The sequence below is a fragment of the Micromonospora sp. NPDC050187 genome (assembly GCF_044459745.1).
Lineage (GTDB): Bacteria > Actinomycetota > Actinomycetes > Mycobacteriales > Micromonosporaceae > Micromonospora.
Map to the genome: position 1 here is coordinate 24669 of NZ_JBITJH010000037.1, position 19896 is coordinate 44564.

The 19896-nt window shown below is 73.2% G+C and carries 14 protein-coding genes; 6 read left to right on the plus strand and 8 right to left on the minus strand.

Annotation, left to right across the window (positions count from 1 at the left end):
- Positions 1-17 precede the first annotated feature (17 nt).
- Both ACIBJE_RS30440 and ACIBJE_RS30445 read left to right on the plus strand, forming a co-directional pair.
- A complete protein-coding gene (locus tag ACIBJE_RS30440) occupies positions 18-2462 on the plus strand; it encodes a Tex family protein (RefSeq protein ID WP_396753723.1) in 2445 nt (814 codons plus the stop codon).
- An 860-nt stretch (positions 2463-3322) separates the two neighbouring features.
- A complete protein-coding gene (locus ACIBJE_RS30445) occupies positions 3323-3757 on the plus strand; it encodes a hypothetical protein (protein ID WP_396753724.1) in 435 nt (144 codons plus the stop codon).
- Here ACIBJE_RS30445 and ACIBJE_RS30450 read toward each other — a convergent pair.
- Genes ACIBJE_RS30450 through ACIBJE_RS30460 form a run of 3 tightly spaced genes read right to left on the minus strand, consistent with a single transcriptional unit; the run spans position 3720 to position 6637 of the window.
- Positions 3720-4694 carry a DUF389 domain-containing protein gene (locus ACIBJE_RS30450; protein ID WP_396753725.1) on the minus strand — a complete coding sequence of 325 codons (975 nt, stop codon included), beginning with the start codon at positions 4692-4694 and terminating at the stop codon, positions 3720-3722. The genes ACIBJE_RS30445 and ACIBJE_RS30450 overlap by 38 nt on opposite strands.
- A gap of 57 nt (positions 4695-4751) precedes the next feature.
- Complete coding sequence (locus ACIBJE_RS30455) at positions 4752-5396, minus strand: GNAT family N-acetyltransferase (RefSeq protein ID WP_396753726.1); 645 nt, start codon at positions 5394-5396, stop codon at positions 4752-4754.
- Positions 5393-6637 (minus strand): glycosyltransferase family 4 protein, encoded by a 1245-nt coding sequence (locus ACIBJE_RS30460; protein ID WP_396753727.1) that lies wholly within the window; start codon positions 6635-6637, stop codon positions 5393-5395. Before ACIBJE_RS30460 ends, ACIBJE_RS30455 begins: the two co-directional genes overlap by 4 nt.
- Before the next feature lie 117 nt (positions 6638-6754).
- Between ACIBJE_RS30460 and ACIBJE_RS30465 the strand changes: the two genes are divergently transcribed.
- Both ACIBJE_RS30465 and ACIBJE_RS30470 read left to right on the plus strand, forming a co-directional pair.
- A complete protein-coding gene (locus tag ACIBJE_RS30465) occupies positions 6755-7909 on the plus strand; it encodes a DegT/DnrJ/EryC1/StrS family aminotransferase (protein WP_396753728.1) in 1155 nt (384 codons plus the stop codon).
- Positions 7906-8493 (plus strand): sugar transferase, encoded by a 588-nt coding sequence (locus ACIBJE_RS30470; RefSeq protein WP_396753729.1) that lies wholly within the window; start codon positions 7906-7908, stop codon positions 8491-8493. Before ACIBJE_RS30465 ends, ACIBJE_RS30470 begins: the two co-directional genes overlap by 4 nt.
- Before the next feature lie 67 nt (positions 8494-8560).
- Here the strand turns inward: ACIBJE_RS30470 and ACIBJE_RS30475 are convergent, their stop codons facing one another.
- Positions 8561-9691 carry an NAD-dependent epimerase/dehydratase family protein gene (locus tag ACIBJE_RS30475; protein ID WP_396753730.1) on the minus strand — a complete coding sequence of 377 codons (1131 nt, stop codon included), beginning with the start codon at positions 9689-9691 and terminating at the stop codon, positions 8561-8563.
- Positions 9685-10725, minus strand: a complete 1041-nt coding sequence (locus tag ACIBJE_RS30480) for a polysaccharide biosynthesis protein (RefSeq protein WP_396753731.1) — start codon at positions 10723-10725, stop codon at positions 9685-9687. The genes ACIBJE_RS30475 and ACIBJE_RS30480 overlap by 7 nt, the downstream gene beginning before the upstream one ends.
- 417 nt (positions 10726-11142) lie before the next feature.
- Here ACIBJE_RS30480 and ACIBJE_RS30485 point away from each other — a divergent pair, with 417 nt between their 5' ends.
- Positions 11143-12312 carry a hypothetical protein gene (locus ACIBJE_RS30485; protein WP_396753732.1) on the plus strand — a complete coding sequence of 390 codons (1170 nt, stop codon included), beginning with the start codon at positions 11143-11145 and terminating at the stop codon, positions 12310-12312.
- 15 nt (positions 12313-12327) lie between these two features.
- Here ACIBJE_RS30485 and ACIBJE_RS30490 read toward each other — a convergent pair whose 3' ends face one another.
- The 3 genes from ACIBJE_RS30490 to ACIBJE_RS30500 are packed head-to-tail and all read right to left on the minus strand — an operon-like array spanning position 12328 to position 16389.
- On the minus strand, positions 12328-13596 hold the full coding sequence (locus tag ACIBJE_RS30490; protein WP_396753733.1) for a glycosyltransferase family 4 protein: 1269 nt from the start codon (positions 13594-13596) through the stop codon (positions 12328-12330).
- 49 nt (positions 13597-13645) lie between these two features.
- Complete coding sequence (locus ACIBJE_RS30495; RefSeq protein WP_396753734.1) at positions 13646-15019, minus strand: oligosaccharide flippase family protein; 1374 nt, start codon at positions 15017-15019, stop codon at positions 13646-13648.
- The gene (locus ACIBJE_RS30500; protein WP_396753735.1) at positions 15016-16389 is read right to left on the minus strand and encodes an O-antigen ligase family protein; all 1374 of its coding nucleotides are present in this window, start codon (positions 16387-16389) and stop codon (positions 15016-15018) included. The genes ACIBJE_RS30495 and ACIBJE_RS30500 overlap by 4 nt, the downstream gene beginning before the upstream one ends.
- A 227-nt stretch (positions 16390-16616) precedes the next feature.
- Between ACIBJE_RS30500 and ACIBJE_RS30505 the strand changes: the two genes are divergently transcribed.
- The gene (locus tag ACIBJE_RS30505) at positions 16617-19727 is read left to right on the plus strand and encodes a M14 family zinc carboxypeptidase (protein WP_396753736.1); all 3111 of its coding nucleotides are present in this window, start codon (positions 16617-16619) and stop codon (positions 19725-19727) included.
- The last annotated feature ends 169 nt before the right edge of the window (positions 19728-19896 follow it).

Genomic DNA, 19896 nt, shown 5'->3' on the forward strand with positions numbered 1-19896 from the left:
AGAAGGCGGATCAGATCGTGACCCAGTCCGTTCATCAGCGGATCGCCGAGGAACTCGGCGTCACCGAACGTCAGGTACGCGCAGCCGTGGAGCTGCTCGACGGCGGCTCCACCGTGCCGTTCATCGCCCGCTACCGCAAGGAGGCCACCGGCCTGCTCGACGACGCGCAGCTGCGCACTCTCGAGGAGCGGCTGCGCTACCTGCGCGAGCTGGACGAGCGGCGCACCGCGATCCTCGAGTCGATCCGGAGCCAGGGCAAGCTCGACGAGGCCCTGGAAGCGCAGATCATGGCCGCCGACTCGAAGGCCCGGCTGGAGGACATCTACCTGCCGTACAAGCCGAAGCGGCGGACCCGGGCGCAGATCGCCCGGGAGGCGGGCCTGGAGCCCCTCGCGGACACGCTGCTGGCCGACCCGACGCAGGACCCGAAGACCGTCGCCGCCGGCTACGTCGACGCCGAGAAGGGCGTCGCCGACCAGGCCGCCGCGTTGGAGGGCGCGCGGGCCATCCTCATCGAGCGCTTCGCCGAGGACGCCGACCTGATCGGTACGCTCCGCGAGCAGATGTGGTCGCGGGGCCGGCTGGTCGCCCGGGTACGCGAGGGGCAGGAGACGGCCGGCGCCAAGTTCGCCGACTACTTCGACTTCGCCGAGCCGTACCCGAAGCTGCCCTCGCACCGGATCCTGGCGATGCTGCGGGGCGAGAAGGAGGGCGTGCTCGACCTGACCATGGATCCGGAGCCCGACGGCGACGCCGACGCCCCGGTCACCGGCCCGACCCGCTACGAGGCGGCCATCGCCGGCCGGTTCGGCGTCAGCGACCAGGGTCGACCGGCGGACCGCTGGCTCACCGACACGGTGCGCTGGGCCTGGCGTACCCGGGTCCTCATCCACCTCGGCGCGGACCTGCGGATGCGGCTGTGGCAGGCGGCCGAGGACGAGGCGGTCCGGGTCTTCGCCACCAACCTGCGCGACCTGCTGCTCGCCGCCCCGGCCGGCACCCGCCCCACCATGGGCCTGGACCCGGGGCTGCGGACCGGGGTCAAGGTGGCCGTGGTGGACGCCACCGGCAAGGTGGTCGCCACCGACACCATCTACCCGCACGAGCCGCGCCGGCAGTGGGACGCCTCGATCGCCACCCTGGCCAAGCTGGCCGCCGCGCACGGCGTCGAACTGGTCGCCATCGGCAACGGCACGGCCAGCCGGGAGACCGACAAGCTCGCCGCCGACCTGATCAAGCGGCACCCGGAGCTGACGCTCACCAAGGTGGTGGTCTCCGAGGCCGGCGCGTCCGTCTACTCCGCGTCCGCGTACGCCTCGCAGGAGCTGCCCGGCCTGGACGTCTCGCTGCGCGGTGCGGTCTCCATCGCCCGCCGCCTCCAGGACCCGCTCGCCGAGCTGGTCAAGATCGATCCGCGCTCGATCGGCGTCGGGCAGTACCAGCACGACCTCTCCGAGGTGAAGCTCTCCCGCTCGCTGGACGCGGTGGTCGAGGACTGCGTCAACGCCGTCGGCGTGGACGTCAACACCGCCTCCGCTCCGTTGCTCACCCGGGTCTCCGGCATCGGCGCCGGGCTGGCCGAGAACATCGTCCTGCACCGGGACGCCAACGGGCCGTTCCGGACCCGCGCGGAGCTGAAGAAGGTGGCCCGGCTCGGGCCGAAGGCGTTCGAGCAGTGCGCCGGCTTCCTGCGCATCCCCGACGGGGACGACCCACTGGACTCCTCCAGCGTGCACCCGGAGGCGTACCCGGTGGTGCGGCGCATCCTCGCGCACACCGGGCAGGACCTGCGCTCGCTGATCGGAAAGAGCACGATCCTGCGTGGACTGCGGGCGACCGAGTTCGTCGACGACACCTTCGGCCTGCCCACGGTCACCGACATCCTGGCCGAGCTGGAGAAGCCGGGGCGCGACCCGCGACCGGAGTTCCGGACCGCCACCTTCGTCGAGGGCGTGGAGAAGATCGGTGACCTGACCCCGGGAATGGTCCTGGAGGGCGTGGTCACCAACGTGGCCGCCTTCGGCGCGTTCGTGGACGTCGGCGTGCACCAGGACGGTCTGGTGCACGTCTCGGCCATGTCGCACACCTTCGTCAAGGACCCCCGGGACGTGGTGAAGTCCGGTGACGTGGTCCGGGTCAAGGTCCTGGACGTGGACGTGCCGCGCAAGCGGATCTCGCTGACCCTGCGGCTGGACGACGAGCCGGGCGCGCCCGCCGGCCGCGGCCCGGCCGAGAGTGGCCGGCGGGAACGTGGCGGCCCCCGGGGCGACCAGGGCGGACGCGGCGACCAAGGCGGACGCGGCGACCGGGGTGGACGCGGCGACCGGGGTGCCTCGGCTGCGGACCGGGGCGACGCCCGGGGCTCACGGGGTGGCGCACCGCAGCGCCAGGGACGGGGAACTTCGGCCCCGCCGCCGTCCGGTGCGATGGCTGACGCCCTCCGCCGCGCCGGCCTGGCCTGAGCGGCACCGGCCGACTCGAGCGCTGAGCTCGGTCGCCGGGTCCGGATGCGGACCCGGCGACCGAGCCCGACCGAGGCCGCGGGGCGCCAGCCGGGGTCGGCCGAGGTCAGCCGGAGTCAGCCGGAGTCAGCCGGAGTCAGCCGGAGTCAGCCGAGTTCAGCGAAGTCAGACCGGGGTAGCCGGGGAAGCTGGGGGCAGCCGGCGTTCGGTCCGTGCCGGAGCTGAACCCGCACACCCGGCCAGTCGGGGCGGCCCTTGGGATGCATCAGTGCGGGGCGGCCAGGTAGCACACGGCGTCCTTTGGAGCTGCCCGCACAGACGGGGCAGAGATTTGCCGCCGCGCAATCGCACACCACCGCCTAGCAAGCCCCTGCTGTGGCCCCACCGGTCCCTGCCGTCGGATGGGGAGGCCGATCTGCGCCCGGACGAGCGCACGAACGGTGGGCGCACGAACGGGGCAGCTCCAAAGGACGCCACCCTCCACCCTGGTCCCCCGCCCCCACCTCGCAGACGGACCATGGCGGGGCCCGGAACGCCAGGGCGGAGCCCGGACCGTGGCCGGGCCGCAACGCCGTGGCAGGGCCCGCAACGCCGTGGCAGGGCCGCAACGCCGTGGCAGGGCCCGCAACACCGCGGCCGGGCTCGCAACACCGCGGCGACGTTGGAACTTGGCGGGATCGTGATACCCGATCGGTCCGGTGACGATGCCGTCGGGCGGGGCCGGGATTGAGGGCCGGGATTGAGGGCCGGCACGAGGACGGGCCGGGAGCCGGGCCGGCTTCGTCCGGCACACCGCACCGTGGGGCTGGTCCGGGAGCCCGCGCCGTCAGCGGACGGCCGAGCGGCGTACCGTCGGGGTCGTGGGTGAGGGCGACGGCCGGGAGTGGCGGGAGCAGCGACAGCGTGCGGTGCGGGCGCACGCTGCTGCGGACGAGCGGCGACGCGCCGTCGAGCAGGCCGAGGCCGCCCAGGTGGTCGCCTGGTTCGTCGCAGAGGCGACCCGGCGCGGACTGCGACCGATTCCGTTGGTGGCCGGTTCCTACTCGGGCGGCGGGCGGTACCGCACCGGCCTGACCGGCTGGTACGTCGACCGCGCCGCGACCCGGGCGGTGGACGTGGAGGGCCGGTTCTACCTGCTGACCGTCCCGGGTGGCCTGCGGTCCCGGCTGTTCGGGGCGACGCCGCAGCCCCATCCCGCGCCGCTGATCGTCGGGGAGGGTGGCCGGGACGGCGACTCCGTCCCGCTGCGGGAGCTGCTCACCCGGCGACTCGACGCAGGGGACGACTGGCCGTGACCGGTCCGGTGGTACGCCGGGCCACATGCCACCACCAGAGTTGCTGCACGGCCAGGGTGAGCAGCCCGGAGACCACGATCGCACAGATGTTGATCAGGAGTTGGAGCATCGAGCCGCCCGCCTCGTGCCACACGCCGTAGGCCAGGGCGACCGCCGCGTTCGCGGCGGCCGGCACGGTGGTCACCGAGATCAGCACGCCGACCAGGCTGCCGGACTTCTTCGAGGTGAGCGAGAGCATGCCGGCGATCCCGGCGAGCAGGCCGACCACCCAGGAAAGCGCGTCGGGACGCCAGATGAAGTCGGTCACCGGCCGTTCGGCGAGCAGCATCCCCCGGTCGACCAGGCCGGCGGCGGTCAGCGCCCAGGTGCTCAGGATGGTGGCCACGATCGCCGCCAGGAAGCCGACCACCAGGGCCTGCACCGACCGGACGATGATCCGGGGCTTGCGGCGCAGCAGGGCGACGCAGAGCGCGGCGAGCGGCCCGAACTCGGGGCCGACCACCATCGCGCCGACGATGAGGATCGGCTGGTCCAGCAGCACCGCGATGCCGGAGAGCATGGTGGCGACGACGATCAGCACGAGGTAGGTGCCGGACAGTTCGGTCTGCTCGCCGGTCTTGGCGGCGATCTCGTCCCAGACGACGGCGTCGTCGGCGTGCCCGGGTGCCTCCCGGGCGGCCCGCTCGGCGGCCGAGGAGAGGGTCAGCTCCACGTCGTCCGCGCTGACCCCGCCCCGGGCCTCCACGCCGAGTTCCTGGAGGCGGTGCAGCACATGGTCGGCGCTCTCCCGGACCACGTCGCAGAGGATCAGGTCACCGACCGGCTGGCGGGCCGCTCCCGGGAGGACGGCCAGGTGGGCCACTCCCGGATCGGCGGCGAGCAGGTCGGCCACCGCCTCGGACCGGTCGGCCGGCGTGATGATCCTCAAGTGCAGCACGGACGGGCTCCCTGCGGTCGGGCGGCGTACCTGCCGCCGGCCGCAGCACTTTACCCGTCAGAGATCGATCCGACGCGTCCCTGATCCGACGGCCGAACCGACCGAGACGGCGTAGCAGTTCATCCGCCGCCCTTCCCGGGTGGCGTAGTCCCCCACCAACGTCCATCCGGCCCGCCGGTAGAAGGCGTTGACCCGGTCGTTGTCGTCGGCGTCGGTGGTCAGGTAGGCGTCGTACACCCCGCGCTCCCGCACCCGCCGCCACCACGCGTCGATCAACTGCCGGCCCTGACCGCCGCCGGCCGCCGCCGGGTCGACGCAGATCGAGCTGAGCAGCGCTCCACGCGCCGCGACCGGGACGTCCCCCCGGTACGCGATGCCGCGTACCAGCCGACCGACGGCGCGGGGGTCGCGCAGGGCGGGACGGACGGCGGCCACGGCCATCCGGTGGCCGCGCCGGCGCAGCAGCCGACCGAAGAAGCCGTCGGGCGTGACGGTGCCGACCACGAGCCCGAGCAGCCGGCCGTCCTCGCTTCGCGACACGACGGTGACCGCGTCCGGGTCGTCGACGAACCCGGCGTAGAACTCCCGCAGGAACGGCGCGCCCAGGCTGGACAGGAAGAACTTCGGGAAGGCCCGCAGGTGCAGGTCGGCGGCGGCGGACACGTCGTGGCCGGTCAGTGGGGCGAGGTCGGCTCCGGTCATCGGCGTCCTCCGGTCGCCACGGCCTCCCGCAACGCCGCCTCGATCCGGGTGACCCCGGCGGCGACGGAGAAGGTGCGCTGGTAGTACTCCCGACCGGCCGCTCCTAGCAGGTGCAGCTTCTCCCGGCCGAGCTGGCACGCCTCGCGGATGGCGGCGGCGACCGACTCCGGGACGCCGGGTCGGGCGGTGATCCCCGCTCCGCTGTCCCGCGCGACCGTGGCGGCATCCCCATCGGCGGCGACCAGCAGGGCCCGACCGGCGGCGAGGGTGGCCTGGACCTTGCTCGGCATGGTGTACGCCGACATACCGCCCGCCCGGAGCCCGACGTAGTGGACGTCGCCCGCCGCCATCAGGGCGGGCATCCGGTCCCGGGGCAGTCGTCCGAGGAACCGGAGGTTGGTCAGGCCGACCGCCGAGGCCCGGTCCCGCAGTCGCCGTTCGGCGGTGCCGGAGCCGGCGACCAGGCAGAGCAGCCGGGGGTCGTCGACCTGGGCGCAGGCGTCGACCAGGGTGTCGAGGCCCTGGGCCTCGCCGAGCGTGCCGGCGTAGACCAGCACGACGCGGTCGGCGGTGATGCCGAGTTCGGCGCGCAGGTCGGGAGCCGGGGGCGTCGGGGTCTCGTCGGCCCACATCGGAATGTGCACGAGCTTCTCCTCCGGCACCCCACGGCGGGCGAGCAGGTCACCGACGCCGGGCGAGATGTAGGCGACCCGGGCGGCGGCCCGGTACATCGCCGCACACCAGGTGTGCATCGCCCGCTCGGCGAGCGGACGCCCGTCGCGTCCGGCGTCGAGGAAGCCGCTGGCCCGGACGCTGTCCGGCCACAGGTCCAGCACGTGCAGCACGACCGGCACCCGGTGGGCGTACCGGACGAACCACATCGGCAGCGCGACGGTGATCGGCGAGTTGCTCACCCAGAGCGCGTCGAGGCCGCGCAACGCGGACGTGCCGGAGACCAGTGCGGACGCGGCGAACGAGCCGTACGTGGTCAGCCGACGCAGGGCCGAGCGGTCGTGACTGGGGTAGAGGGCCACCCGCCGGACGTGGACGCCGTCGACGACCTCGTCGGCGCGGCGGGTCATCCGGTAACCGGGGGCGAGCCGCCCGGTGGGCCAGTTCGGGAAGCCGGTGAGCACCTGTACGTCGTGGCCACGGGCGGCCAGGCCACGGGCGAGGACGCCGGGCAGCGCGGCCGGACCGGGCTCCGGGTCGAACCACTGGCTGAGCAGGCCGAGCCGCACACCCTCACCTCATTCCCAAACAGCTGCAATACGTGAAATCAGGCATCTACCGGACATCCGCAGTTTATCCTCAGCCGCATCAATTGGTGCGTAAAACACATATGCAGGAGGACCGGTATGGATGACCGCACTCTTCCCTTCGCGCTGCCCGACGTCGGGGAGGCGGAGATCGCCGCCGTCACGTCGGCGATCCGGTCCGGCTGGCTCTCCAGCGGTCCGCTCGTGCGCGAGTTCGAGGAGCGGTTCGCCACGTACTGCGGACCGGGCCTCACCGCCGTCGCGCTGAGTTCGGCGACCGCCGGCCTGCACCTCGCACTGGAGGCGCTGGGGGTGGGCCCGGGCACGGAGGTCCTCGTCCCGACCTGGACCTTCACCGCCACCGCCGAGGTGGTGGTGCACGTCGGCGCGGTCCCGGTGCTGGTGGACGTCGACCCGGTGACCCTCAACATCGACCTCGACGACGCCGCCCGCAAGGTCACCGGGCGCACGGTCGCCGTCCTGCCGGTGCACTTCGCCGGCCAGCCGGTCGACGGCGCGCGGTTGCACGAGTTCGCCCGCCGGCACGGCGTGGCCGTGGTGGAGGACGCCGCGCACGCCTTCCCCGCGGCCAGCGGAGGCGTGCCGGTCGGCGCCGGCCCGACCGCCGCGACGGTCTTCAGCTTCTACGCCACCAAGACCATCACCACCGGCGAGGGGGGCATGCTGGTCACCCGGGATCCCGACCTCGCCCGCCGGGTCCGGGTGATGCGGCTGCACGGCTTCGACCGGGACGGCTTCGACCGCTACCGCAGCGACCGGCCCGCCTGGCGGTACGACGTGGTCGACGCCGGGTTCAAGAGCAACCTGACCGACCCGGCGGCGGCGATGGGACTGGTGCAGCTCGATCGTGCCGAGTCGATGCGGCAGCGACGGGAGGAGGTCGCCGGCCGTTACCGGGCGGCGTTCGCCGGTCTGCCGCTGGACCTGCCGGCCCCCGCGCCGGAGGCGGACGTGCACGCGTGGCACCTCTTCGTGGTCCGGCTACGGCCGGACGCCCCGGTCGACCGGGACCGGTTCATCGTGGAGATGTCCCGGCTCGGCGTCGGGTGCAGCGTCCACTTCATCCCGCTGCACCAGCACACCCACTGGCGTCGTTGGCTCGCGTTGACCGACGACATGTTCCCCGTCGCCAGCCGGGAGTTCGCGCGGGTGGTCAGCCTGCCGCTCTTCTCGGCGATGGACGACGAGCAGGTGGATCTCGTCATCCGTACCGTCAGCAAGGTCCTGCAATGATCAAACGACTCTTCGACATCGTCTGCGCGACGGTGGGGCTGGTGCTCTGTGCTCCGCTGCTGCTCGTGATCGCCGTGGCGATCCGCTTCGAGGACGGCGGACCGGTGCTGTTCCGGCAGGAGCGCACCGGCCGACGGGGCCGCCCCTTCCACATCCACAAGTTCCGCAGCATGCGGGCCGCACCCGGTCCGGAGGTCACCTCCGACGGTGACGACCGGATCACCCGAATCGGTCGGCTGCTGCGGGCCAGCAAGCTCGACGAGCTGCCCCAGCTCTACGACGTGCTGCTCGGTCGGATGAGTCTGGTCGGTCCCCGTCCCGAGGTCCGGTGCTACGTCGACCACTGGCCGTCGGTGGCCCGCTGGCGCATCCTGTCCGTCCGTCCGGGCATCACCGACCCGGCGTCGATCGCCTACCGCAACGAGTCGGCGGAGCTGGCGCGCGCGGACCGGCCGGAGGAGTACTACGTCTCGGTGGTGCTGCCGCGCAAGGTGGAGCTGTACGTGCGGTACGTCGAGACCCGCAGCTTCCTCGGGGACCTGCTGATCCTGGCCCGCACCGTGCAGGCCGTCCTCGGCCGCTGACCCGGCGCCCGAAGAGCCCCGCCGACCGTGACGGTCGGCGGGGCTCGGGCGTCCGGGGGGTGGGCGGTCAGCCGGCCAGGGCGGCGGCCGGCTCGCAGGCGGGTTGCCCGACCGGCTCGGGCCAGGTGTCCGGGCGGGCCGGGTCGAAGAGCTCGTTGGTCCAGAAGAGCGTGAGCAGGTCGTCCGGGCCGGTGTTGACGATGTGGTGCGTCCACATCGTCGGCATGTCCACCACCACCGGGCCGTCGCCGCTGACCGGGAACCGGACCACGGTGTCGTCGCCGACCCGGCGCAGCCGGATCTCCGCCGAGCCCCGGAGCACGCAGAACCGTTCCAGCTTGGCCAGGTGGAAGTGCTCCCCCCGGACCGCCCCGGGTCGCGTGGTGGAGCAGAAGGTCTGCCCCCCGCCGCCGTGTGCCTTCACCGCCTCGACCAGGTCGCCCCGGGCGTCGGAGCGGCGGGGCAGCGGCACCGGGTAGTGCGCCGGGAAGCAGTGCGACCGGTAGGTGTTGAACAGCCGTACCGCGTGGCGGTCCGGCAGGTCGGGGATCTCCCCGGTGCGGTAGGTGGCCGCGAAGCCGCTGAGCAACCCGGCCAGCTCCCGTATCCCGACGCGCAACCCGGGCATGGTGGCGTCCCAGGGGTGACCGGCGGGCGCGCCCAGCAGCCGGGCCGCCGCGTCGGTGACGTGCACCAGGGTCAGCTCGCGGTCGTGGTGCACCTCGGGCCGGCCGCCCTCGGCGAGCAGCCGGCAGAAGGTGGCCACCACCGAGTTGTAGTACGGCAGGCCGTGCTCGCCGTACAGGTTGGGCAGGCGCAGGTCGACCAGGTCGGGGCGGACGGCGGCCAGGGCGGCCGCGGCGACTGCCTTCGCGTCGCCGTACGGAGTGCCGTTGCCGGCCTGCACCGAGTTGGCGTAGACCACGGCACCCGGCGGCTCCGGGCAGCGTTCCAGGCCCCGGGCGAGGGCGGCGGCCAGCCGGACGTTGCCGGCGGCCACCTCGGTCGGGTCGCCCCGGTTGACCCCGGCCAGGTGCAGCAGCCGGTCCACGCCGGCGATCCGGGCGGCCACGGTCGCCGGGTCGGTCAGGTCGGCGCGGGTGAGCACGACCGGCTCCGGCCAGCCGAGCGCCCGGGCGAGCACCCGGACGTGCCAGCCGAGGAAGCCGCCCGCCCCGGTGACCGCGACCCTCAACATGCCAGCACCGGGTCGCGCAGCGCCAGCTCCGCGCGGATCTCGGGGAGTGTGCGGAGCAGGTCCACGATCTGCGGTACGTCCAGCCGGGGCGCGTTGGCCGAGGTGAAGTCCTCGGCCGGGGTGCCGCCGAGGTCGCCCTCGGTGACGTAGAGCGCGTAGTTCAGGTCGCGGGCGTCGAGCGGCACCCGGAAGAAGTCGCCGAAGTCGTCGGCGCGGGCGAGTTCCTCCCCGCTGGCAAGGGTTTCGTCCTGCTTCTCGCCGTGCCGTACGCCGATCATCTCGATCTTGGCAGGCACGTCGAAGAGCTGGCAGACGGCCTCGGCGAGGTCGCCGATCGTGCAGGCCACCGCCTTGTGGACGAATACGTCACCGGGGCGGGCGTGGGTGAAGGCGTGCTCGACCAGCTCGACGGAGTCGTCCAGCGACATCAGGAACCGGGTCATCGCCGGGTTGGTGACCGTCGGCGCACGCCCGGCCCGGATCTGCTCGACGAAGAGCGGGATCACCGAGCCCCGGGAGTACATGACGTTGCCGTACCGGACGCAGGAGACGGTGGTCCGGCTACGCGGGTTGTTCCGGGCGTACGCCTGGGCGACCTTCTCCATCAGTGCCTTGCTGATCCCCATGGCGTTGACCGGGTGGACCGCCTTGTCCGTGCTGAGCAGCACCACCGACCCGACGCCGTGGTGCTCCGCCGCCTCGATCACGTTGGCGCTGCCCAGGACGTTGGTCCGGACCGCCTCCAAGGGAAAGAACTCGCAGGACGGCACCTGTTTGAGCGCCGCGGCGTGGAAGACGTGGTCGACGTCCCGGGTGGCGTTCCGGACGGAGTCGAGGTCCCGGACGTCGCCGACGTGGTAGCGGATCCGGTCGTCACCGAGCACCCGGCGCATGGCGTCCTGTTTGGCCTCGTCCCGGCTGAGCACCCGGATCTCGGCGACGTCCCGATCGAGCAGGCGTCGCACCATCGTCTGTCCGAAGGAGCCGGTGCCACCGGTGATCAATACCCGGCACCCGGCAGGCAACACGGTCACGCGGAGCCCCCGTTTCGTCGTTCACACATGTCATGACGCCCGAACAACGACCACCGAAGACGCGAAGAAACGCATACCGGGCAAATTCCCACGACAGGGACACGCGGGTCAGAAAGCCGACTCCGGGAACGAGGGGCGCTCCGTAGCCTGACCGGCGCCCCGTGGCCGGGATCCGCCACTTCTCCCGAGGAGGACCGATGTTCGACGCCGCTGATTTCGGGGCCAGCCCCGACGCGACCTGGACGGTGAACCGGGACGCCTTCCAGGCCGCCAACGACGCGGCCCGGAACGCCGGGGGCGGCCAGGTCACCGCGCCGCCGGGCACCTACCAGGTGAAGGGGATCGTCCAGGACGGCGGCGTGGGGTTCGTCATGCCCGGCGTGACGCTGCGCAGTCCCGACGGGCAGTTGCCCCGAGGTGCTCGCCACCCGGGTCACCACCACCAAGGGCTCGATCGCGGCCGGCGGCCGACAGCTCACCGTCGCCTCCGGTGCCGGCATCCGGGTGGACGCGGTGGTCGCCGTCCAGGCGGTCGGAGGGATCCTGGACACCCAGTTCACCCGCCTGGTCGGGCCGATCACCGCGACGCAGACCAGCGGCATCACGCTGGCGTCCGCCACCGGGTTCCCGGTGCTCGGCACCCTCCAGGTGGACAACGAACTCGTCACCTACACCGGACTCAGCGGCGCCACGTTGACCGGTGTCACCCGGGGCGCGTACGGCACGACCCCCGCCCCGCACACCACCACGGCGTCCTTCGGGGTGGCCCGCCGGTTGTACGCCCTCGTGGTCGGGGTGACCGGCACGACGGTCACCCTCGACACGCCCGCCCTGATCGGTGCCACCGGGGTGGCCGTCTCGGTCGGCTGCGTGCGGCCCACCATCGACGGCCTCACCATCGACGGGAACAAGGTCTGGGGCGGCGCGGTCCGCTCCCTCTTCGCGGTCACCTGGCGCCTGGTCCGGTGGGGACGGGTGGAGAACATGACCATCCGCAACGCCGAGAACGGCTTCGCGCTGACCCGGGGCGCCAGCGACTGCACACTGGTGGACCTGCACCTGCACGGCTGCGGCACGCCGGAGACGGTCAAGGGCAGCGCGCTGTGGTTGTACCAGGGCTGCCGGCGCAACCGGGTCCGTGGCGTCTGCGTCACGGGCGCGACGTGGACGGCCGTGTACCTCGACAACCGGTCCAACGCGGCCGAGGAGGGCTGGGACGGCCCGAACGACGACAACCTGGTCACCGACTTCACCGTCAGCATCACCGATTCCCTGGCTCCCGCGCTGGCGGTGGTCGGGGGATGCCACAACAGGTTCGTCACCGGCACGGTCTCCAGTCCCGGGTACGGCGTCTCGCTGAGCAACGGGACCCAGGGCACCACCGCCGACGGCTCGGTGGCTCCCTGCCGGGGCAACGAGATCGCGGGCGTCGCCTTCCGGGTCCGCTTCGGCTGGATCCTCCAGGCTCCGGGCAACAGCCTGCACGACTGCTACGTCGCCGCGGGCGCGGACGGCGTCGGCAGCAACGCGGGGAACAACCTGGTCTACGCGGTCAGTCCCACCCCGGGTGCCGCACCCCGTCCCTGACTGAGTCCCCCACCGCTACGACCGGTCGACGCCGACCGAGGTGGGCCGCGGAACGACCTGACCGGGCAGCCCGCCACCCACGTCCAGCAGGTGACGGACGAGCGCCCGCAGGCGCGGCGCGCAGGTCCGCTCCCAGGACAGCTCCTCCCGGGCCCGTGCGGCGGCCCGGTTCACCGCAGCGCAGGTCGCCTCGGCGTCGGCGACGAGGTCGGTGACCGCCTGGGCGAAGCTGTCCGGGCGGGCCGGTGGCACGCAGCGCCCCACCGCGTGGTTCTCGACGAAGTGGCGGGCGGCGGGCAGGTCCGAGGTGACCACCGCCAGCCCCATGATCGCGTACTCGTAGAACTTGGAGTTGACCGAGAGCCGGGCCTCCCCCACGTCCTGCATCAGGGACAGGCCGATGCCGCAGGTGGCCAGGAGGTCGGCCACCTCGTGTGCCGGCACCGGGTCCAGCATCCTGAGGTTCGCCGGGCGACCCGCCCGCTCCACCGCCTCGGTGAACCGTCGTCGGGCCGACTCGCTGGGGAACCGGGAGACCGCCAGCACCTCCACCTCGGGCGCCCGCCGCGCCAACTCCACGGCCAGGCCGACGAGCACGTCCGCCCCGTAGTCGGTGGTCAGGCTGCCGGTGTGGACGACCCGGCGCAGCAGGTCCGGGGTGAGTGGCCGGGCCGGCCGGGCGAAGGCGTCGGCCGACGGGTAGTTCGGGGTGGCCACGGCGGGCAGGCCGAGCGCCCGGAACCGGTCGGCCAACTGCTCGCTGACCGCGTTGGCGGCCCCGAGCCGGCCGGCGTACCACCGCTCCGCACCGGCCACCAGCCGGCGGGCGGCGTGCTGCACCGGCGCGGGGGCGGCGAACCGCTGCGAGTAGTACTCGGGGTAGTACTCGTGGACGTCGTACAGCACCGGTCGACCGGTGCGGCGGGACCAGCGCCGGGCGTGCGGCAGCAGGTAGTAGTCGTGGATGTGCCACAGGTCGGCGGGGACCCGTCCGGCCACCGCCGCGACCGCCGGCACGAGCCGCAGCCGCTGTCGCACCGAGGTCGGTTCGGGCAGCCGGGTCTCCCGTACCCGGGGGTGGGGGCGGGACTCGCCCGGCTCGCCCCCGAGCCAGATCAGGTGGACGTCGAAGCCGGCGTCCAGCACCGCCTGGGCGCAGCGGAGCACCCGCCGGTCGCCGACCGGGTGGACGGTGGGCACGCACACCGTCCGGCCTGCGGGCGCCGCCGTCGGCACCCGCAGCCGCCAGTGCGCGGTGGTGATCATGTCTGCGTCGACGATCATGCTTCCTCCGTGTGGGTTCGTCGGGGTGGCCGGGTACCGCGTCGCCCCGTCACGCCTGCTCACCGACGGTCGAGTTGCTCCCCACCGGCGTCAGTGGCTCGGTGCTGCCCCGCTGGGCGGTCCCGACCGGACGGTCCGCAGCGCGCTCCCCGTCCGGTGGGCGCTGCGCAGCGTCGTCCGCCGGACGGTCCTCGACGGGACAGGCGCGGGCCAGGGCCGCGCGGGTCAGCACGACGTGGACGCCGTACCAGCCGACCATCGCGAGGGAGAACGACAGCAGGGACACCGGCCAGCTGATCCAGCCGGCCAGGGCCGGCAGGAAGACCAGCCCCGTCGTCAGCAGTCGCCCGACGTCCCAGAGCAGCTGCTGCCGGTTGCCGCCGGTGCCGGCCAGGGTCTGGCTGAGCGGGACGGCGGCGAACTGCCCGACCAGGAACGGCAACAGGAGCAGCAACACCGTCGCCGCGCCGGCCCACTCCGGACCGAAGACGAGCGGCGCGGCGAGGTGCGTGCCGACCGCGAGTCCGGTCAGCAGCACGGCACCGGCGACCGCTAGTCCGACCAGCGCGCGGTCGTAGCTGGTGCGGGCGCGCCGGGGCGAGGACCGCAACTGGTGGGCGATCTCGCCGAACAGAATGGGCATCAGGGCCTGACCGAGAAGCGCGGACGGCAGCGCGCCGACCCGCAGGGCCAGGGCCAGGTCCGCCGCGGCGACACTGCTCACGGCGGCGGCGAAGAACAGGGGAACGTTGAGGGTCAGGCCGTTGATCAGGCTCGCCGGGGCGGAGGCGGTCATGAACGGTCGGTGCCGCCGCAGCACGTCCCGGACACCCACCCCGGCGGCCGGCCGACGCGGGCGGAACAGCAGCAGCGCGCCGGTCGCGTAGCCCAGTGCCGTGGCGGCCAGCAACGCGGTCGCCGAGCGGCCACCGAGCAGCGCGAAGGCCACCATCGCGACGCTCTGCACGAGAGCGGTGGCGAGCTTCACCACCGCGACCAGACGGTAGCGGCGGTCCCGGACCCGGGCGTAGACCATCGTGCCGGACAGGCCCAGGGCCGTGGTCAGCGCACCGAGCACGACCGCCTCGACGAGCGCGGGACGGTCGAGGTCACCGACGATCGCCGCCCACGCCACCGCGAGCAGCGCCACGACGACGCCGACGACGCCGTTCAGCCGGGCGGCGATCCGCAGGAGCAGCGGGGCGTCCCGGTCGCCTGCGGTGGTGGCGGCCACGTCGAGTCGCAGCGCGCCGGCTCCACCGGCCACCGCCGCCACCGCCGCCACCGCCGCGTAGCGACCGAAGGCGGCGGGAGTGTAGAGGCGGGTGACCAGCAGGATGCCGGCGAGGTTCACGGCCTGCGCCGCCATCATGAGCGCGGCCGTCTGCACGCGGTCCCGGCTCGGTACGGCGGGTCGTCTCATCGTGCCCCGGCCTCCCGGGGCGACACCACCGCCACCGGGCGCGCCCACTCCGGCCGGTCATGACGCGGAGCCCGCCCCCCGGCGGCCAGCACGGCGGCGGCGAACACCCACACCAGGTAGTTGCCGTTGAGGTCCGCGCTGAACAGCGAGTTGACGAAGGCGAAGGTCAACAGGGCGGCGGCGGCGACCACGGAGGAATCCGTCCGGCACCTCCACAGCACCCGGGCGGCGGCCACCACCAGCAGCACCAGCCCGGCCAGCGCGACGAGACCGCCCTCCACCGCCACCTCGAGCGGCAGGTTGTGCGGATAGATGGCGTCCTCGAGGCCGGGCAGGACGATCAGCGAGCCGCCCGGCACCACGGAGCCGAAGCCACCCCAGCCCAGTCCGAGCGGGCGCTCCAGGAAGACCTCGGCGGCCAGCCGGGACAGCATCACCCGGGTCTCCGCGGAGGCGTCCAGCGGCCCGCCCCAGAGCACCGAGAAGCGTGACGTCAGCTCCTCCGGCAGGACCGTCGCGACGGTCAGGGCGGTGACGCCGCCCAGGCCGACCAGCGGCGGCAGCAGCCGCCAGCGGCGGGTGCCGCTGACGGTGACGGCGAGGACGAGACCGGCGAGGGCCAGCGCGACGAGCGGCCCCCGGGAGCCGGTCATCAGCAGCGGCACGGCGAGCGCCACGGCGCCGAGCAGCGCCACCAGTCGCAGCCGGCGCACCAGGACACCCAGACAGAGCAGGCCCACCACGCCGTACCCGATGAGCCGGGCCGTGGTGATCGAGACGGTGCCGGCCAGGACGACCGTGTCGACGGCCTGGTAGACCGGATCGGGACGGAGCATCGCCAGTAGCGCGATGAGCACCCCGATGCCCGCGCTGGCCCACAGCAGCGCCACCCGCCGGGCCGGTCGGTCGACCACGAGGAGCGTGGCGACGACGAACGCCGGGGTCGTGGTCAGCATCTGCAGCGTCTTGCCGGACTGGTACCCGCCGACGGACGTCAACGCGAAGCCGGGCAGGAACGACAGGAGCAACATGAGGAACGGCAGCGCTCCCGCCGGTGCCCGGAAACGCCGGGCGGCCCAGGTCACCACGATCAGCACCGCGACGGCGGCGAGGTCGGCGTAGAGGAACAGATGGCGCAGCGGGCCGGCCTCGCCGGACAGGGGCACCCCCAGGTCGGCCAGCACACCCGAGGCGTCCAGCGCGGTGGCCGCGGGGAAGGCGATGAGGGGCAGCACCATCGCGACGTCGCGCACCCCGACGCGCACGTCGGGCGTCGTGGGCGCCGCGTCGGCGGCAGGTCGCGCCGTCGGCGGCCGGCTTCCGGCGCGTTCGGGCACGACCGGCAGCGAACTCTCGTACCCCACGCTCATCGGGCCTTCCCTCCTGTCCCGCACTCCCCCACAACGACAAAATGTGCTAATCGGGTACGGATCAGTCGGCCCGCCGATCACGACCCGGTCCACCGGCCCAGGCGGCGACCCCTTCGCGCCAACGAGCCGGCCAGGGCGAGGCGACAATCCGATCGACTCATTGACATGCGTCAAGCGCTTCCGGAAGGCTCGCCACCAGAGGTCCTTCCCCACCGAAGGGAGCCGCGATGAGGCGCACACGGCTGGCGGTCGCCGGCGTGTTCACCCTGGTCGGCGCACTGGCGCTGACCGCTCCGGCGAGCGCGCGGCCACCGTCCGACCCAGGCGGTCGTGACGACGGCCTGGAGGTGTACGTCGGTACGGTCAACCCCGAGCAGCGCGAACAGCTGCGCGCCGCCGGCGTCGACCTCGGCCACGACCACCGGGGCACCGGCCCCGGCGGCGACACCACGGTCGAGACCGTGCTGAGCCGGCGGCAGGCCGACCGGCTGACCAGCATCGGCGTCCCGCTGCGGGTGAAGCAGGTCGACGGCCGGGACGCCTCCCGGGCGCTGCGCGAGCAGGCCGCCGACGGTTGGACCGCGTTCCGCCCGTACTCCGCGCCGGGTGGCATCCGGGACGAGATCACCGCCACCGCCGCGCGCCACCCGAAGCTGACCAAGGTGGAGACCCTCGGCCGCACCCACCAGGGCAAGCCGATCCTCGCTGTCAAGGTCACCAAGAACGCCCGGACCGTGCCGGACGGCCGACGGCCGGCGGTGCTCTACGCCAGCACCCAGCACGCCCGGGAGTGGATCACTCCGGAGATGACCCGGCGGCTGATGCACCACGTCCTGGACAACTACGGCCGCGACCGGGAGATCACCCGGCTGGTGGACACCACCGAGCTGTGGTTCCTGCCGGTGGCCAACCCCGACGGGTACGACCACACCTTCACCCCCGGCAACCGGTTGTGGCGCAAGAACCTGCGCGACAACGACGGCGACGGGAAGATCACCTCCGCCGACGGGGTCGACCTGAACCGCAACTTCGCCTTCAGGTGGGGATACGACAACGAGGGGTCCTCACCGGACCCGGCCAGCGACACCTACCGTGGTCCCGGCCCCAACTCCGAGCCGGAGACCCAGGCCCTGGACCGGCTCTTCCGCCGGGTCGGCTTCGAGTTCTTCGTCAACTACCACTCGGCGGCGAACCTGCTGCTCTACGGCCTCGGCTGGCAGGTCGCCACCCCCACCCCGGACGACCTGATCTACCAGGCGATGGTCGGCGACGACGACCACTCGGCCGTGCCCGGCTACGACCCGGACCTCTCCGCCGAGCTGTACACCACCAACGGCGACACCGACAGCCACGCCGTCGCGCGGTACGGCGCGCTCGGCTTCACCCCGGAGATGTCCACCTGCCAGGTCGCCGCCGCGTCCGACCCGGACGACCAGTGGCATCCCGAGGACTGCGTCAGCAGCTTCGTCTTCCCCGACGACGAGAAGCTGATCGCCGCCGAGGTGGCGAAGAACCTGCCGTTCGCGCTCGCGGTCGCGAAGTCCACCCACGATCCGGACGACCCGGTCTCGGTGGTCGGCCGGAGCACCCCGGACTTCGTGGTCGACGCCTTCGACACCTCGTACGGCCGCACCCAGCAGGTCGCCGCGATCACCCGGCGGGCGCTGGCGAACGTGCGCATGCACTACACGGTCAACGGCGGCCGGCCGAAGACCGTCGCGGTACGCGAGTGGCGCGGCGGCGAACGGTACGGCGACACCCACGACGACTACTACGCCGAGCTGCGCGGCACGGTCACCGGGGCGAGGCCGGGCGACCGGGTGGAGGTCTGGTTCACCGGCGCCAAACGCGGCCGGGGGGTGGTCGCCAGCGAGCACTTCACCTACCGGGTGCACACCGACATCGGCGGGGAGGTGCTGGTGCTCGCCGCCGAGGACGTCACCGGCCTCAGCCCGGAGCAGGACGGGACCGGCGCGAAGTACGCCGACGAGGTGGTCGCCGCGCTGACCGCCGCCGGGCGCCGCAGCGACGTGTACGACGTCGACCGGATGGGCCGGACGGCCCCGCACCACCTGGGCGTGCTGTCGCACTACCGGGCGGTGGTGTGGGAGACCGGCGACGACGTCATCCCCCGCTCCCCCGGCCAGGTTCCCGGCACGGCGGCCCGCGCCGCGGCCGAGACCGAACTGGCCGTCCGGGACTACCTCAACGAGGGCGGGAAGGTGCTGGTCAGCGGGAAGTACGCGCTGTACGCGCAGGCGTCCGACGGGGCCTACGTCTACCAGCCGACCGCGCCGGCCGAGTGCACCGACCCGGACGACACCACCTGCCTGCCGCTGTCCAACGACTTCCAGCAGTACTGGCTGGGCGCGTACAACTACGTCAGCGACGGCGGCAGCGCGGACGGCACCCCGTACCCGGTGCGGGGCTCCGAGGGGGCGTTCGCCGGCTTCCAGGGCACCCTCAACGCGCCCGGTTCGGCCGGCAACCAGGACCACACGGCGTCCCTGCTCAGCACGTCGAGCTTCCTGCCGCCGGACGAGTTCCCGCAGTTCTCCGCCGCCACGACGGTGGACTGGGTCCGACCCGGCGGCGCGCCGTTCGACCCGCGCACCGGCGAGTGGTACCTCTACAGCGGCCGGGCCGACGAGGCGTACAAGCGGCTCACCCGGACCGTCGACCTGACCTCGGCGACCAGCGGTGAGCTGCGCTTCTTCGCCTCGTACGACATCGAGCCGAACTGGGACTTCATGATCGTCGAGGCGCACGAGGTGGGCACCGACGACTGGACCACGTTGCCGGACCGCAACGGCCACACCAGCACCGACACCGGGGACAGCTGCGAGAGCGGGCTGGCCACCGAGCTGCACCCGTTCCTCCTGCACTACCAGGGCACGGACTGCTCGCCGACCGGCAGCACCGGGCAGTGGCACGCCGCCACCGGCGCGTCCAACGGCTGGAAGGAGTTCTCGGTCGACCTGTCGGCGTACGCCGGCAAGCGGGTCGAGGTGGCCATCTCGTACGTCTCGGACTGGGGCACCCAGGGGCTCGGCGTCTTCCTGGACGACGCCCGGGTGATCGTCGACGGGGCCACCGTCGCGGAGACGTCGTTCGAGACCGCCGACCTGGGCGGCTGGACGGTGGCCGCGCCGCCGCCCGGTTCCCTGCCCGGCACGAACGACTGGTCACGCAGCCAGCGGGCCTTCGAGGAGGGCGCGGCGGTGGTCACCGCCGACACCGTCTACCTCGGGTTCGGGCTGGAGGGGTTGGCTCCGGCGGCCCGGAACGACCTGGTCGCCCGTTCACTGACCCACCTGCTCACCCGCCCCCGCCCCTGACCCACGCCCACGCCCCCGCCCCGCCCCGGACCGGCCGATGATCGACACGACTTGCGGCATCCCGGCCTGTCCGGGTGGGCGGTTTCAAGTGGCTGTTGCGACGAGGTGCTGGTGGAGTGCTTCGGCAGGATTCTGCCATCCCAGGGTTTGCCGGGGTCGTCCGTTGAGC

What these genes read in the sequence shown, in the direction of transcription:
- ACIBJE_RS30455 (WP_396753726.1), bottom strand. Translation starts at nt 5,396, where the DNA reads ATGACCGGAGCCGACCTCGCCCCACTGACCGGCCACGACGTGTCCGCC.
- ACIBJE_RS30475 (WP_396753730.1), bottom strand. Translation starts at nt 9,691, where the DNA reads ATGTTGAGGGTCGCGGTCACCGGGGCGGGCGGCTTCCTCGGCTGGCAC.
- ACIBJE_RS30500 (WP_396753735.1), bottom strand. Translation starts at nt 16,389, where the DNA reads ATGAGCGTGGGGTACGAGAGTTCGCTGCCGGTCGTGCCCGAACGCGCC.
- ACIBJE_RS30470 (WP_396753729.1), top strand. Translation starts at nt 7,906, where the DNA reads ATGATCAAACGACTCTTCGACATCGTCTGCGCGACGGTGGGGCTGGTG.
- ACIBJE_RS30495 (WP_396753734.1), bottom strand. Translation starts at nt 15,019, where the DNA reads ATGAGACGACCCGCCGTACCGAGCCGGGACCGCGTGCAGACGGCCGCG.
- ACIBJE_RS30505 (WP_396753736.1), top strand. Translation starts at nt 16,617, where the DNA reads ATGAGGCGCACACGGCTGGCGGTCGCCGGCGTGTTCACCCTGGTCGGC.
- ACIBJE_RS30490 (WP_396753733.1), bottom strand. Translation starts at nt 13,596, where the DNA reads ATGATCGTCGACGCAGACATGATCACCACCGCGCACTGGCGGCTGCGG.
- ACIBJE_RS30465 (WP_396753728.1), top strand. Translation starts at nt 6,755, where the DNA reads ATGGATGACCGCACTCTTCCCTTCGCGCTGCCCGACGTCGGGGAGGCG.